This is a genomic window from Streptomyces sp. NPDC002793, assembly GCF_040295485.1.
In the GTDB taxonomy this organism is placed as follows: domain Bacteria; phylum Actinomycetota; class Actinomycetes; order Streptomycetales; family Streptomycetaceae; genus Streptomyces.
On the sequence record NZ_JBEOVL010000001.1, the window covers coordinates 48433 to 61787 of the forward strand.

General features: G+C 72.8%; 11 protein-coding genes. 3 read left to right on the plus strand and 8 right to left on the minus strand.

What is annotated here, in order from left to right; translation table 11 throughout:
• Positions 1-167: 167 nt before the first annotated feature.
• Complete coding sequence (locus tag ABT001_RS00210; RefSeq protein ID WP_351270006.1) at positions 168-536, minus strand: STAS domain-containing protein; 369 nt, start codon at positions 534-536, stop codon at positions 168-170.
• A 291-nt stretch (positions 537-827) separates the two neighbouring features.
• Between ABT001_RS00210 and ABT001_RS00215 the strand changes: the two genes are divergently transcribed.
• The 3 genes from ABT001_RS00215 (at position 828) to ABT001_RS00225 (ending at position 5138) form a co-directional block, all read left to right on the plus strand.
• Positions 828-1811, plus strand: coding sequence for an RNA polymerase sigma factor SigF (locus ABT001_RS00215; protein WP_351270008.1), 984 nt, complete (start codon positions 828-830; stop codon positions 1809-1811).
• Positions 1812-2011: 200 nt separating this feature from the next.
• Positions 2012-3160: a DegT/DnrJ/EryC1/StrS family aminotransferase gene (locus tag ABT001_RS00220; RefSeq protein WP_351270699.1), complete on the plus strand. Its 1149-nt coding sequence runs from the start codon at positions 2012-2014 to the stop codon at positions 3158-3160.
• Positions 3153-5138 (plus strand): lipopolysaccharide biosynthesis protein, encoded by a 1986-nt coding sequence (locus tag ABT001_RS00225; RefSeq protein WP_502967388.1) that lies wholly within the window; start codon positions 3153-3155, stop codon positions 5136-5138. The genes ABT001_RS00220 and ABT001_RS00225 overlap by 8 nt, the downstream gene beginning before the upstream one ends.
• On the opposite strand, the gene ABT001_RS00230 is transcribed toward ABT001_RS00225, so the two are convergent.
• From ABT001_RS00230 to hutI, 7 genes are all read right to left on the minus strand, one after another.
• Positions 5113-6246: a glycoside hydrolase family 26 protein gene (locus ABT001_RS00230; protein ID WP_351270010.1), complete on the minus strand. Its 1134-nt coding sequence runs from the start codon at positions 6244-6246 to the stop codon at positions 5113-5115. The genes ABT001_RS00225 and ABT001_RS00230 overlap by 26 nt on opposite strands.
• Entirely contained in the window at positions 6243-6668 is a 426-nt protein-coding gene (locus ABT001_RS00235) for a hypothetical protein (protein ID WP_351270013.1), read from the minus strand. The genes ABT001_RS00230 and ABT001_RS00235 overlap by 4 nt, the downstream gene beginning before the upstream one ends.
• A gap of 78 nt (positions 6669-6746) precedes the next feature.
• A complete protein-coding gene (locus tag ABT001_RS00240; RefSeq protein WP_351270016.1) occupies positions 6747-8648 on the minus strand; it encodes a hypothetical protein in 1902 nt (633 codons plus the stop codon).
• 117 nt (positions 8649-8765) lie between these two features.
• Positions 8766-9593 carry a polysaccharide deacetylase family protein gene (locus tag ABT001_RS00245; protein ID WP_351270019.1) on the minus strand — a complete coding sequence of 276 codons (828 nt, stop codon included), beginning with the start codon at positions 9591-9593 and terminating at the stop codon, positions 8766-8768.
• Positions 9590-10861, minus strand: a complete 1272-nt coding sequence (locus ABT001_RS00250; protein WP_351270705.1) for a glycosyltransferase family 2 protein — start codon at positions 10859-10861, stop codon at positions 9590-9592. Before ABT001_RS00250 ends, ABT001_RS00245 begins: the two co-directional genes overlap by 4 nt.
• An 88-nt stretch (positions 10862-10949) precedes the next feature.
• Positions 10950-12047 carry a GNAT family N-acetyltransferase gene (locus tag ABT001_RS00255; RefSeq protein WP_351270022.1) on the minus strand — a complete coding sequence of 366 codons (1098 nt, stop codon included), beginning with the start codon at positions 12045-12047 and terminating at the stop codon, positions 10950-10952.
• 129 nt (positions 12048-12176) lie between these two features.
• Positions 12177-13349 carry an imidazolonepropionase gene (hutI, locus tag ABT001_RS00260; RefSeq protein WP_351270024.1) on the minus strand — a complete coding sequence of 391 codons (1173 nt, stop codon included), beginning with the start codon at positions 13347-13349 and terminating at the stop codon, positions 12177-12179.
• Between the last annotated feature and the right edge of the window lie 6 nt (positions 13350-13355).

A 13355-nucleotide genomic window follows, 5' to 3' on the forward strand; every position in this document is an offset into this window, starting at 1 on the left:
TCGAACAGATACTGATCAGGTACAGAGTGTGCGGGTCCCAAGACCCCGACGGGGTGTCTTCTGCCCGGTCGCATGGTGACGACACCCACTTCGGCTACGCCAGGAGCGTGATCCGCGCGACGGCGGTGGCTCGGCGGAGCCGGGTACGGACATGGAGAACGCCGCTGTCAGCTGCGCAGGGCGTCTTCGAGAGAGGCATGAACGGTGAAGACCGCCTCAGCCCCCGTGATCTCGAAGACACGAGCCACCACGGGCTGCATTCCGGCCAGGTGGACCCCTCCCCCGGCCGCCTCGGCCTTCAGACGCGCACCGAGCAGCACATTGAGCCCGGTGGAATCACAGAAGTCGAGTCGCGAGCAGTCGACCACCAGGCGCGTGCGCCCTGCCTCGACCGCACTCTCCAGAGGCTCCCGCAGCAGATCCGCGGTGTGGTGATCGAGCTCACCCACCGGTGTCACGACTTCACTGCGGCCCTCGGACCGGACTTCGACCTGTAGCCGACCCCGGTTCGCACTGCCGACCGTCCCGCGGTCCATGCCCGTCCCTCTTCGCCGTCCGTCACTGCCCGCGTCCTTGTGTACGCGGCTTCATCGTGGCTGCCCCCGACGTGCGTAAAACATTACGCGTTTCCCTCGCCACACGGTAGTCGAAGAACTCAACAAACCAGACATATAGGCGCATTTGGCGCTTGTAACTCACGGCTGGAACCGGGTAAGGGTAGTAGCGACACCACAACCGGAAATTCGATCGGCTTCGGAGGCGCCGCTTCACCGCAGGAACACGTATGGGCATCGGCAGCCATATGCCGAGAACGATGGAGGAGAACCATGTCACCCCGGCTCGACGTATCGCGTACCCACATCGCGACGTCGGCATGTCCTCAGGGACCGACCGATTCCGACTCCGCTGCCGCGAGCGCCGTACCCGGCCCGCGTACCAGCATCAGCACCACCGAAACGACCGCCGACGACCACCTCGCGAGCGAGGGTGGCGAGGGCCTCGACGGACTCCCCGAGATCCCGCCCTACGCCGAGATCGGCGCGCTGGACGCCAGGGCACTGTCCAAGACGCTCTTCGCGCGGCTCGAAACCCTCACCGAGGGCACCCACGAGTACGCGTACGTGCGCAACACCCTCGTCGAACTCAACCTGGCCCTGGTCAAGTTCGCCGCCTCCCGGTTCCGCACCCGCAGCGAACCCATGGAGGACATCGTCCAGGTCGGCACGATCGGCCTGATCAAGGCGATCGACCGCTTCGAGCTCAGCCGGGGCGTCGAGTTCCCGACGTTCGCGATGCCCACCATCGTCGGCGAGATCAAGCGCTTCTTCCGCGACACCAGCTGGTCCGTGCGCGTCCCGCGCCGACTGCAGGAACTGCGGCTGGACCTGGCCAAGGCGGGCGACGAGCTCGCCCAGAAGCTGGACCGGGCGCCCACGGTCGCCGAACTCGCCGACCGCCTCGGTCTCAGCAGGGACGAGGTCGTCGAGGGCATGGCGGCGAGCAACGCCTACACCGCGAGCTCGCTGGACGCCAAGCCCGACGACCACGTCGACGGCGGCAACGAGAACGCCCTCGCGGACCGCCTCGGCTACGAGGACCACGGCATCGAGGGGATCGAGTACGTCGAGTCCCTCAAGCCGCTCATCGCCTCGCTCCCGCTGCGCGACCGCACGATCCTCTCCATGCGGTTCGTCTCCAACATGACGCAGTCGGAGATCGGCGAAGAGCTCGGCATCTCACAGATGCACGTGTCCCGGCTGCTCTCGCGGACCCTGGTCAAGCTCAGGAAGGGCCTGACCGTGGAGGAGTGACCCGGCGTCACCGGAACCATCGGTACGTCGTTGCGGAAGGACCTGCCCAGGCCGACGGGCGGGTCCTTCCGCATTGTTGACGAAGTGCCACGGTCTGGGCGACATTGGGCAGGGTTCTGGGGGGAACACACATGGCTCTTGGGGAGAGCGGTCCTGCGGACCGTGCCGTGGCGGAAGCAGCCGGAGCGCTGGAAGCGGCGATGGGCGCCCGGCTCGGCCGGGAGTGCCTGTACGTCCCCTCCTGCCGGCTGGGCCTCTATCTGGCGCTCCGCCACTGGTGCGAACCCGGCGGGAAGATCCTCATGTCCCCGGTCAACGACGACGTCATCCTCTTCGTCGTCCTCGCCGCCGGCCTGCGGCCCGTCCAGGCCCCGCTGTCCGCCACGGACGGTTCGATCGACATGGACGCCGTCCCCGACACCGTGTGGAACGGCCTCTCCGCCGTCCTCACCACCAATCTGTACGGACATCCCGACCCGGCCCGGCCGCTCCGCGAGCGCTGCGACCGCCTCGGCATCCCGCTGATCGAGGACGCGGCGCACGCCATCGGCAGCGTCACGGACGGAAAGCCTGTCGGCTCGTACGGGGACGCGGCCGCCTTCAGCCTCTCCAAACACGTCGGCGCGAAGGCCGGGGGCTTCCTCGCCTTCGCCGACCCCGCCCTGCGCGCCCCGTTGGAGCGGGCCCGGGACGCGCTGCTCGACCCGGCCCGCCTCACCGCCGAACTCGCCTACGCCGTTCGCCCGTACGCGGAGTCGGCCGTACGCGGGCTGCGGCTCGCCCCGGCCGCCTGGTGGGTCCTGCGGCTGCTCGGTCTCCAGGAACGGGACGCGATCCGGATGCCGTTACGGCCCGCGGAGCTGAGACAGGCACTGGACTCCGCGCCCTCGCCGACCGCCTTCCACTCCTGGGTCCGCGTCGACATGCACGACTACCGCATCGCACCGGGCCGGTTGAGGCTGCGGCGCCTGGGACACCTGCTGGGCCGCCTCGACGAACGGCTCACCGCGCACCGGGCGGGCACCGAGCGCCTCCTGTCGACCCGCTGGGCGCCTCGGATCCAGGCCGGCGCCACCGTACAGCCCCTGTTCCGCGTGCCGTTGCTGGTGGCCGACCGGGACGCGGCCGTCGCCGCACTTGCCCGCCACCGCGTCACCACCGGCTATCTCTACGACCCGCCGCTCGACACCTACGCGGGCGAGACGTTCACCGACCCGTCCCCCGCCCCCGCCCGAGCGGCCTGGTTCGCCCGTCACGCCCTGCCCGTCGACCCGCTGCGCGCCGGTCCCGTCATCGACATCCTCACCTCCGCGGGCACCGGGACGGCGAGAGAGCCGCACGGTGACTGACACCACGAGAGTCGGGCCGCCGCAGGCCGGCGCGGCGCCCCCACCCACGCCGGAGGACGGCGCGAGCGGCGCCTCGATGTTCCGCAACGCCTACGCCCTGATGCTCTCCACCGGGGTCTCCGCCGCCCTCGGCCTGGGCTTCTGGCTGGTCGCCGCCCGCTACTACACGGAGGAGGCCGTCGGCCAGGGCTCCGCCGCGATCGCCGCCATGCGGCTCCTCGCCTCGGTCACCGCGACCACGATGATCGGCGCCGTCGTGCGCTACGTGCCCCGCGCCGGGCGCGCCACCGGATCCCTGGTCGCCCGTACCTACCTGGTCAGCTCGGTCGTCGTCACCCTGGCCTGCGTGGTCTTCCTGCTCACCCTGGACCTGTGGGGTGACTCCTACGCCCCGCTCGGCACCCTGTCCGCCGGGCTCGTCTTCACCGGGTCCTGCGTCGCCTGGGCGATCCTCACGCTCCAGGACGGGGTGCTGACCGGGCTGCGCAAGGCCGTCTGGGTGCCCGTCGGCAACGCCGTGTTCTCCGTCGGCAAGCTGCTGCTCCTCGCCGCGTTCGCGACCGCCCTGCCCGTGCTCGGCGTCTTCGTCTCCTGGGCCGCGGCGATCGCCCTGTCCGTGCTGCCGCTCGGCTGGCTGGTCTTCCGCAGACTGATCCCCCGCCAGGCCGGAGCCGACCGGGACCGCGAGCCTCCACGGATGCGCGAGATCGGCAGGTTCCTCGCCGGGGACTCGGTCGGCGCGCTCTTCAGCCTGGCCATGATCAACCTGTTGCCCGTGATGGTGGCCGTGCGCTTCGACGCCGCGCACAACGGCTTCTTCTACATCGCCTACACCGTAGGCGGCACCATGGAGTTCATGGCCATCAACATGGCCTCCTCCCTCACCGCGCACGCCTCTCACAGCCCCGGCCACCTGGCCGAAGGCGTACGCGGGGCGCTGCGCCGCATGGCGGTCCTGCTGGTTCCCGTCGTCCTCCTGCTGGTCCTCTTCGCCCCGCGGATCCTCGCCCCCTTCGGCGCGGACTACGCGGCCCACGGCACCCTGGTCCTACGGCTGCTGGCCGCGGCGGCCCTGCCACGGGTCGTGGTCGAGCTGTACATCGGCGTACTGCGGGTGCAGGGCCGCACCGGGGCGCTCGCCGCCCTGCAGGGCACGATGTGCGTCCTCGTCCTGGGCAGCGCGGCCGTGCTCCTCGGCCCGCTGGGGATCGCCGGGGCCGGCTGGGCGATGCTGATCGCCATGAGCGTGGTGGCGGCCGTGTCCGCCCTGGGCATGCGCTCGGCCCTGGCCGGCCGGCCCCGGCGGCGGGCGCCGGAGCGCGACGGGTACGGGACGGACTGGGCCCGGCTCGCGGCGCGGCCCGCCCCTCGACGGCCGGCCGACGCGCTCCTGCTGTGGGGACTGCTGGGACTCGCGGCCGGACTGTTCTGGGTGCCGTTGTCGCAGGCTGCGCACGCCGGGCGGACGCGGCTGACCGGTGCGGAGCTGATGGGTGCCCTCCCCCCGGTCACCGTGACCGCCGGGGTCCTCATGATCGTCGTGCACAGCGCGGCCGTCTCCCTGCGCCGCCCCAGGCCCGCGCTGCTGGGCGCGGCCCTGCTGGTGACCGTGGCGGCCCTGCACTCCGCCCCGCTGTTCCTCGGCATCCGGCCGGCCGCCGCCTCGTGGGAGTGGCACGGCACGCTCGCCGGCTTCCTCGCCGGAGCCGCGGGGCTGGACTCCCCGGTGGCGGTGCTGCGCGCCCTGCCGTTCGTGCTCCAGCTGCTCTGTCTGGCGCTCGCCGCGGTCCTGCTGCGGGCCGCGGGGGCGCACTGGCGGGTCACGGCCGCCGCGGTGTGGGTGCTCGGGGTGGCCGGGTGGGTCGCGCAGGACGCCTTCGCCGCGGCCGGACTGCCCGTGTCCGTGGGGCTGTTCGCGGTCACGGCGGTGACGTACGGCGTCCGCGCGCGGGTCAGCGGCCGGGCACCGGCTGCTTGAACCAGTCGTCCTGGCCGGCCGTGCGGTACCCCTCCAGGCCCGGGCCCTCGTCGACCGTGAGGTCACACCCCTCGCCCGGGACCGCACGGTTCCAGTGCACCAGGGCCTTGGCCTCGGGCATGGTCCTGGCCACCTCCGGGATCGCCTCGTACCACTCACGCTGACGGTCCGCGTCCGCCGGATCGGGCACCGTCGCGAACTCCGCGAACATCAGCGGCTTGTCGGCACTGATGTGCGTGCGCAGCCACTCGTACGTCGGCCGCTGGCTGCGGTCGAAGTCCTTCCAGTCCGTGGTGTCGTGGCAGGTGAAGTAGTTGTACTGGTCCATGCCGATCCAGTCGACGTAGTCGTCGCCGGGGTAGAGCCGTTCGAAGAGCTTCCCCGACGGCAGGTAGCCGGACACCGTCCACACCCACACCACGTTGTCCACACCCAGCTCCTCGAACCGGTCGTGGATGTGGCGGTAGGCGGCGACGTACTCCTCGGGGGTGCCCGCGTCGCCGACGCGGGCGTCGACCTCTTGGTCGAAGGAGAAGAACACCCGCTTCCCGTACGCCTTGATGCGGCGCGCCTGCGGGTCGATGATCTCGCGGTCGTGCTTCCCCGAGGCGATGTTCGACCATCCGAGCTGGTCCTCGGTCCAGTCGGCGTGGTGGGGCTCGCGCCACACGGTGGACTCCCAGGCCAGCATCAGCAGCCTGTCCCGGCCGAGGATCTGCTCGTCGGGGGTCAGCAGCTGTCCGTCGAGGTCGGTGTTCGACATGTCGTGGTAGGTGTACAGGAGGTCGAGCTTCCGGCCGATCTTCTCCTCGAAGGCGTACACCGCGTCCTTGAGCGAGCCGTTCTCGGCGTACGGCACATAGGCGCCCCACCACGCCCCGCACGGCGGCACGAGGGTGGCGGTGGGGGCGCACGTCCCGCCGGGCACCGGGCCGGTGGCGGCGTCGGCGGGGAGCGCGTCGACGGACGGGGCCGGGCCGTCGCCCTCGGCGGAGGACCGCGTGCCGCTCCAGGCGAGGAGCCCGGCCAGCAGTGCCGCGACGGCGACCAGGGCGAGCACGAGGTACGTACGGGGGCTGCGCTCCTCCGGTGCGCGACGGCGGGTCACCCGCGCCTCGCAGGTGTCACATGGGCCGGTCCGGCCGCGTCCGGGGTGGCGGCGGCGCGCAGCGGAAGGCCCGGGAGGACGGAGGCGAGGGTGGTGAACGCGGCGAGCGACACCAGGAACGCGGTCCCCGAGAAGCCCTCCACCAGGAACAGCGCCGTGGCCGCGATGGCGGCCACGCAGAGGCCGAAGGGCGCGGCGAGCGCGGCCGCTTCGAGCCGGGCGCCCGGCCTGAGCGGCCCGGGCAGCGGATACAGCAGGGCGAGGCCGGGGCCGAAGCAGACGAAGAGGAGTACGGGCGCCCAGCGCAGGGGTGAGCCCGCCGGAAGCGCGGTCACCGCGAGCGCCACCCAGCCGGACAGCGCCAGGGCGGCTCTGGTCAGGGTCCGGCGGGTGGGGAACGCCGGTTGCCGGTTCTCGGACACGTGGTCGCCTTCCTGATCCGGTTCTGCCGTACGGAATTCGGGCTGCGTGCGGAATGCGGGCTGCCGTGCGGACGGGTCTCAGGGGCTGTCGTAGCGGAGGACCACGCCGTGCCGGGTCCGCTCCACCACGCCGAAGAGCGGCGAGGCAATGAGGTCGGCGGTCAGCGCGGCGAAGCCGCCCGGGGGCAGCAGCCCCTCACCGGCGGTGTAGATGTCCTGGGTGCGGGTGAGGATGACGTATGCCGTGGTGCCGGACGGCAGCCGGGTCGAGAGGTAGCGCGCCGGGTCCTTCAGCATCTCGACGTTCGCGGGGAGTTCCTGCTCGGCGAAGAACCAGTGCTCCAGCCGGTCGTACCGGTGCAGCGCCCGTGGGAAGGAGCCTGTGGTGGCCAGGATCAGTGCGCCCTCGGGGGCCCGGTCGATGGCGCGGGTGACGAGGGCGGTCTCGGCGGGCGGGGTGTAGTTCATCTGCTCCTTGCCGTAGTACGACGGCATGAAGCCGGTGAGCAGGGCGGCCAGTGACACCGGGAGCGCGACTGCGCGGATCCTCCGTACGGCCGGCCGCACCCGGTGCGTCCCGGTGCCTCCGGCCGCCGGTACGAGCGCCGCCGCGGCGAAGAAGGCGGCGCCAGGGAGAGCGAACAGGTAGACGCGGAAGAGCATTTCGCCGCCGTAGTCGTTGACGACGAACAGCGGTACGGGGGCGACGGAGGTCAGCAGCAGCGGCAGGGCGCTGTGCGCGAGGCGGCGTCGCAGCAGGACGGCCGTGCCCGCGAGGACGGCGACGGCCAGCACCATCAGGACGTTGGCCCGCCCCGCGAGCTCAGGACCGGCCCCGGTGAGCTGTCCCGCGTATCCGGCCCTGGAGTTCTGGGTGAGGTCGCCGAGGGAGTCGCGCAGGGTGCCCAGGGTCTCGACGAACAGGGGGCGGCCCAGGGTGAGGTCCCAGGCGAGCATGAGCAGGACGGCCACGGAGAGGAGCCCGAGGTTGCGGTAGCGACGCGTGAGGTTGAGCGCGAGCAGGGTGACGCAGAGCATCACCGGGGTCAGCTGGTGCACCGCGTTGACGGCCAGCACCAAGGGCGCGAGGACGATGACGCCGACCGCGCGCTGCCGGGTGCCGGTGGGCGGCGGTACAGGTGCGGCTGCGGGGTCCGGGCAGGCGCGCGAGCCCAGCCGCCCGGCGGAGCCGGGGCGCACGAAGTGCCGTACGACGACGGCGAGGACGGCGAGGTGGAGGAGGAAGGCGAGACCCTGCGGGGCGAGGTAGTCCTGGCCCACCCAGTTGGCGAGCTGGAAGATCCAGACGGCGGTCCACACGAGGCGCCGGTCCTCGCTGAAGGTGCGGTAGATCAGGATCAGGACGGGCATCATCAGCAGGCCGAGGACGACCGGGGCCCAGTTCAGATAGGTGGCGGCGCTCTCGGCCCCGAAGGCGCGGACGAGTCCGGCGTTGAGCGTGAAGAAGCCTGGCCACTGGTCGTAGGCCGACATGTTGCCCGACAGGCCCTCGTTCGGCCGCAGTTCGCCGTTGGCCAGCAGGTGGTTGATGACGGCGTCGTGCTTGGAGGCCCAGGGGTAGCGCTCCGAGTCGTACAGGACGGCGGGTACGCCCTTGAGGGCCATCAGCAGGCCGGCGCAGTACGCGGCGGGCCACCACGGGGCCGTACCCGCGCGGCGGAGGCTGACCAGGAAGCCCGCCGTCAGGGCGAGCAGGGAGAGGTAATAGGTGACGGGCAGCCGGTCGAGGAGGCCGTACTCGCCCATCGAGCGGAATCCGACGGACGGCAGCGAGAAGGTCCAGAGACCGGCCGCCAGGAGTAACGGCAGCCAGGTGAGCAGGGTCCGGGGTCTCAGCGCTCGGGGGAGGCCGCGGGCCGTCCCGCCGGGGGCGGCCCCGGGTGGCTGCCCGGGCGCGAGCACCGGCTCGGCGCTTCCCGCGGTGTCCCCCTTGACGGGTGCGGGCACATGCTGTGGCACGGTGCGACTCCCCCCACGGATGTGGTCGCGGCCGTCACGCCGCTGTCCCCTGGAGCGAAGTATAGGAGTGTACTTCGGCTTTGTGGCGCTCTCGACGTTTTACGCGGGTCCGCCCCCTCACCCCGCGAACACCGGCCCCCGCACGGCGGCCCGCGCCCTGCGGTACCACCGCCACCCCACGGTCGGCGGGGAGTCGCGGTACGGCGCCACGCGTGCGCCCTCGCCCGCCATCCAGCGCTCGACGTCGCGCACCGTGTGGCCCCGCCGGAGGATCAGGCGCGCGATCCGGTACGGCTCGTCCCGAACGGAGCTCAGCGCGTGCCGGACGGCCACCGCGCTCTCGTAACCGGCGGCACGGGCGGCGCGGCGCACGCGTGCGCTGTTGTATCCGTGCGGATAGGCCAGGTGGGCCACCTCATGCCCCAGGACGTCCTCCAACGCCGCTTTGGAATCCGTGAGTTCGGACCGGAGGGCGGCACCGGAGAGGGTGTCCAGCTGCGCGTGGGTGACGGTGTGCCCGCCCACCTCCATGCCGTACTGCTCCAGCAGCGGCGCCTGTCCCAGACTCATCATCGGCGCGGGCGGCAGCAGACTGCCCGGACCTGAGCGGGTCAGCGCACCGGTCGTGAGATAGGCGGTGGCCGGCATCGACCTGCCGGCGAGCGCCTCGGCGGTCGGGCCGGGCAGGTCCGCGAAGCCGTCGTCGAAGGTCAGGACGACCGGGCGGTCCGGCAGCGGCTGCCCTCCCACGAGACGCTCGACGAGCGCGCCGACCGTGACGGGGGTGCGGCCGGAGGCCACGATCACGTCCAGCTGGGCGGCGAACTCCCGCGGCGTGACGGTGAACTCGGCGATCCACCGCGGCGGATCGTCCATCACCGCGTGGTAGAGCAGGACGGGTATCCGTGCTGCCGCGCCACTCCCCTCGGGTCTGACGGCGCTCATCTCCCCTCCCGGCGGCGTGCCGCGCCACGGACGGCGAGCCGGGCGCGTGCGTACCCGAGGGGGCCGTACAGCAGGCCGCGCCGCTCCAGCCGGGACAGATGCCGGGGCCACGGGTAGGTGTACGTGCCGTGCGCGCCGGGGACACCGGTACGCACGGCGGCACCCGTGTCACGCGGCGCCGTCATCGAGCGGGCATGGGCGAGACCGCGCGGGAGCCGGGCGAGGAGGGCCGGCAGCAGGGCCGGCCTGCGGACCAGCAGCGCGGTGAGGCAGGCGGTGAGCCCGGCGCCGTAGCCGTACGCCTGCCCGCACAGGTCCTCCCAGCGCTCCCGGTGGTGGTGCCAGACGACCGCGTCGGGTGTGTAGTGCAGCGGATACCCCTCGGCGAGGAGCCGCACGAAGGCGTAGAGGTCGTCGCCCCCCTTGGCGGGGGTGCCGGTGCCGGTGGCGGGGTCGAAACCGCCGACGGCGTTCAGCGCCTCACGCCGGAAGGCCATGTTGGCACCGGAGCCGAACCGTCCGGCGGTGAACGGGAAGAGCGGCTCGTCCGCCGGCGGGTGCGCCGGGTCGTACAGGCGCGCGGAGAAGCCCTTGGCGAAGCCCCCGTGACTCTCCAGCAGGACCTGCGCCGGGGTGCTGAGCCTGGCCGGAAGGATCAGCCCCGTGACACAGGCCGTCCGGGGGTCCTCACCGAAGGGCCGGGTGAGGGCGCCGAGCCACTGCGGGTCGGCGATGACGTCGTCGTCGGTGAAGGCGACGACCTCCGCCTCCGCGACGAGGATCCCCCTGTTGTGCGCGGCGGCCAGCCCGGGAACGGGCTCCACCTCGTAGCGCACGCCCCGGCCCGCGTACGCCGAGGTGACGAGCTCACGGGTGGCTCCGGTGACCGGGGCGTTGTCGACGACCACGATCTCGTGGTCGGGATGGTCCTGGGCGAGCAGCGAGTCGAGGGCCCGGGCGAGCTGCGTGGGCCGCTCCCTGGTCGCGACGACGACCGTGGCCCTGGGGGCCTCCCCGGCCGTCGGCCGCTCCGGGGCGTCCGGGACGACGATCTCGTCCGCCGCCTGCCGCGCGAGGACGGAGGCCGGGTCGTCGCCCGCCCTGACGCGCCCGACGACCGTGCCGACCGGGCGCCCGCGCAGCCGTACGAGGGCGAAGACGCGCTGCTCGCCGCCGTCCCGCAGCTCCAGGGGCGGTCCGCCGGGTGCGGGCCTCAGCCGCGCGCCCGTCCCGTCGGCGGCGTCGAGCTCCAGCTCGGCGACGGCCATGCCGGCGAGTCGGCCGGTGTCCGGCACCCGCCTCGTGTTCCCTGTCGGTCCGTTCCCGTACGGCATCCGGTCCCCCCGGGTCGTGGCGCTATGGACGTTTCGGTTCGCGCAGCCGGCCTGCCCGTTCCAGGCCGCGCTGTGCCAGACCCGCCAGCCGGGGCCGTCTCGTCACGAAGGCGTGCGCGCGGCGGGAGGGCTCACGGCCGAGCCACCGCAGGGCCGCCCCCGCGCCCGGCCGGACCGAGGCGCCCTCGTGGACCGTGAACTCCCCGGTCTTCAGCGCGTCCTTGTACTCGGCCGCCCCGCGCCCCAGGTCGAGCAGCCCGATGCCGTCGTCCGCCGCCGCCCGCGCCATCCGCAGGTGCAGGACCAGGCCCGGGGAGAACTTCGCGAACGCGGGGTCGTACGCCGGGAACCAGCACGAGAGCACCGTCCGCGAGCGCGGCCCGAAGTGGGCGGCCACCGGCCGGTCCCCCGCGTACAGGACGGAGAGCAGGCCGGAGCATCCCGGCGCCCGGGTGTGGAAGAGGAACTCCACCAGCCCGCGGATCCACTGTCGGGCGAAGCGGTCGCGGCGGCCGGTCCTGCGGTACTGGGCGGACTTCCACTCCATCAGGGTCCGCAGCACCTCCGGGTCCCTCTCGTCGAGGACGAACCGCACCTCTCCGGCCGCGCGGCCGAGCTTGCGCTCCTTGGCCAGGGTGGTCCTGAGGAACTTCGGCGACCGGGAACGCAGCGCCTGCTCGTAGCTCTCGTACCCGTCGCCGACATCGATGACGTACGAGGCGTACGAGCGGGCGGCGTCCGGTGCGAAGAGGCCCTGGCGCTCCTCCAGGTTGTCGAACTCCCAGGCGGAGAGGTCGCAGGCCCGCAGCAGTTCCCTGGTGTCCAGCCGGAGGCCGGGGCGCAGCACGGCGCCCTGGACGTCGGACACCCCGAAGCCGATGGCCCGTCCGTGGCCGAGCCGTCCCCGCTCGAAGGGGAGGAAGCCGGCCGTTCCCCCGGACTCCTCGCTGATCACCGCCACCCGCGCGTGCGGCCGGACGCGGCCGACTGCCAGGGTGAACTCCGGTTCCATGAACGGCTGTGCCGGGGCACCGGACCTCGCCCGCAGCTGCCGCCAGTCCTCGATGTCCCCCGCGCCCAGGTCTCCGGGCCTGACCACACGTATGCGCCTGCCGCTCATCAAGACCCCCCGGTCCTACCCCCCTGAGCCACGCTGCCGGGAACGGTACCGGGCGCGGTCACTCGGCGGTAGACGGCCGCGACGTCCTGTGACGGGCCGGTGGGCGACGCCCGCGCCGGAGCCGGGACGTCACACGACCCGTTCCCCCCGCCGCCACACGGCGGCGGCCAGCGGGACTCCCGGCCGGTAGGCGAGGTGGACGTGGCTCGGCGCGTCGAGGAGCAGGAGGTCGGCGCGGGCTCCGGGGGTGATGCGGCCGATGTCGGTGCGGCGCAGTGCGGCGGCGCCTCCGGCGGTCGCGGACCAGACCGCTTCGTCGGGGGTCATGCCCATGTCTCGTACGGCCAGCGCGATGCAGAAGGCCATGGAGGAGGTGAACGAGGAGCCCGGGTTGCAGTCCGTGGACAGGGCGACGGTGGCGCCGGCACCGAGGATGCGGCGGGCGTCGGGCCAGGCCGCACGGGTGGAGAACTCGGCGCCGGGGAGCAGGGTCGCGACGGTGCGGCCCTGGCCGAGCGCGTCGAGGTCGGCGTCGTCCAGGTGGGTGCAGTGGTCGGCGGACGCCGCGTCCAGTTCGACGGCGAGCCGGACGCCGGGGCCGTGGCCGAGCTGGTTGGCGTGGACGCGGGGGTGCAGGCCCCTGGCCTTCCCCGCGGTGAGGACCGTGCGCGCCTGGTCCTCGTCGAAGGCGCCCCGCTCGCAGAAGACGTCGATCCAACGGGCGTACGGGGCACAGGCGTCCAGCATCGGCCCGGTGACGAGGTCCACGTAACCGGACGGGTCGTCGGCGTAGTCCGGGGAGACGATGTGGGCGCCGAGGAAGGTGACCTCGTCCGTGTGGCGGGCGGCGATGCGCAGGGCGCGTGCCTCGTCCTCGACGGTCAGGCCGTAGCCGGACTTGGTCTCGAAGGTGGTGGTGCCCTGGCGCAGTGCCTCGGCCAGGTGGCGCGCGACATTGGCGGAGAGCGCGTCGTCGGAGGCGGCGCGGGTCGCGGCCACGGTCGTGCGGATGCCGCCCGCGGAGTAGGGGCGGCCGGACATACGGGCGTTGAACTCGGCGGTGCGGTCACCCGCGAACACCAGGTGGGAGTGGGAGTCCACGAAGCCGGGGAGCACGGCACGGCCGCCCGCGTCGACGGCGTTGTCAGTGGCGGGTGCTTTGCTGGATTCACCGGTCCACACGATGCGGTCGCCGTCGATGACGACGGCCGCGTCCCGGATCAGGCCCAGGGGGGTCCCGTCTCCGAGGGAGGGGTCGTTGGTGACCAGGTTCGCGATGTGGGTGAGGGCGGTCGTCGTCATCCTGGT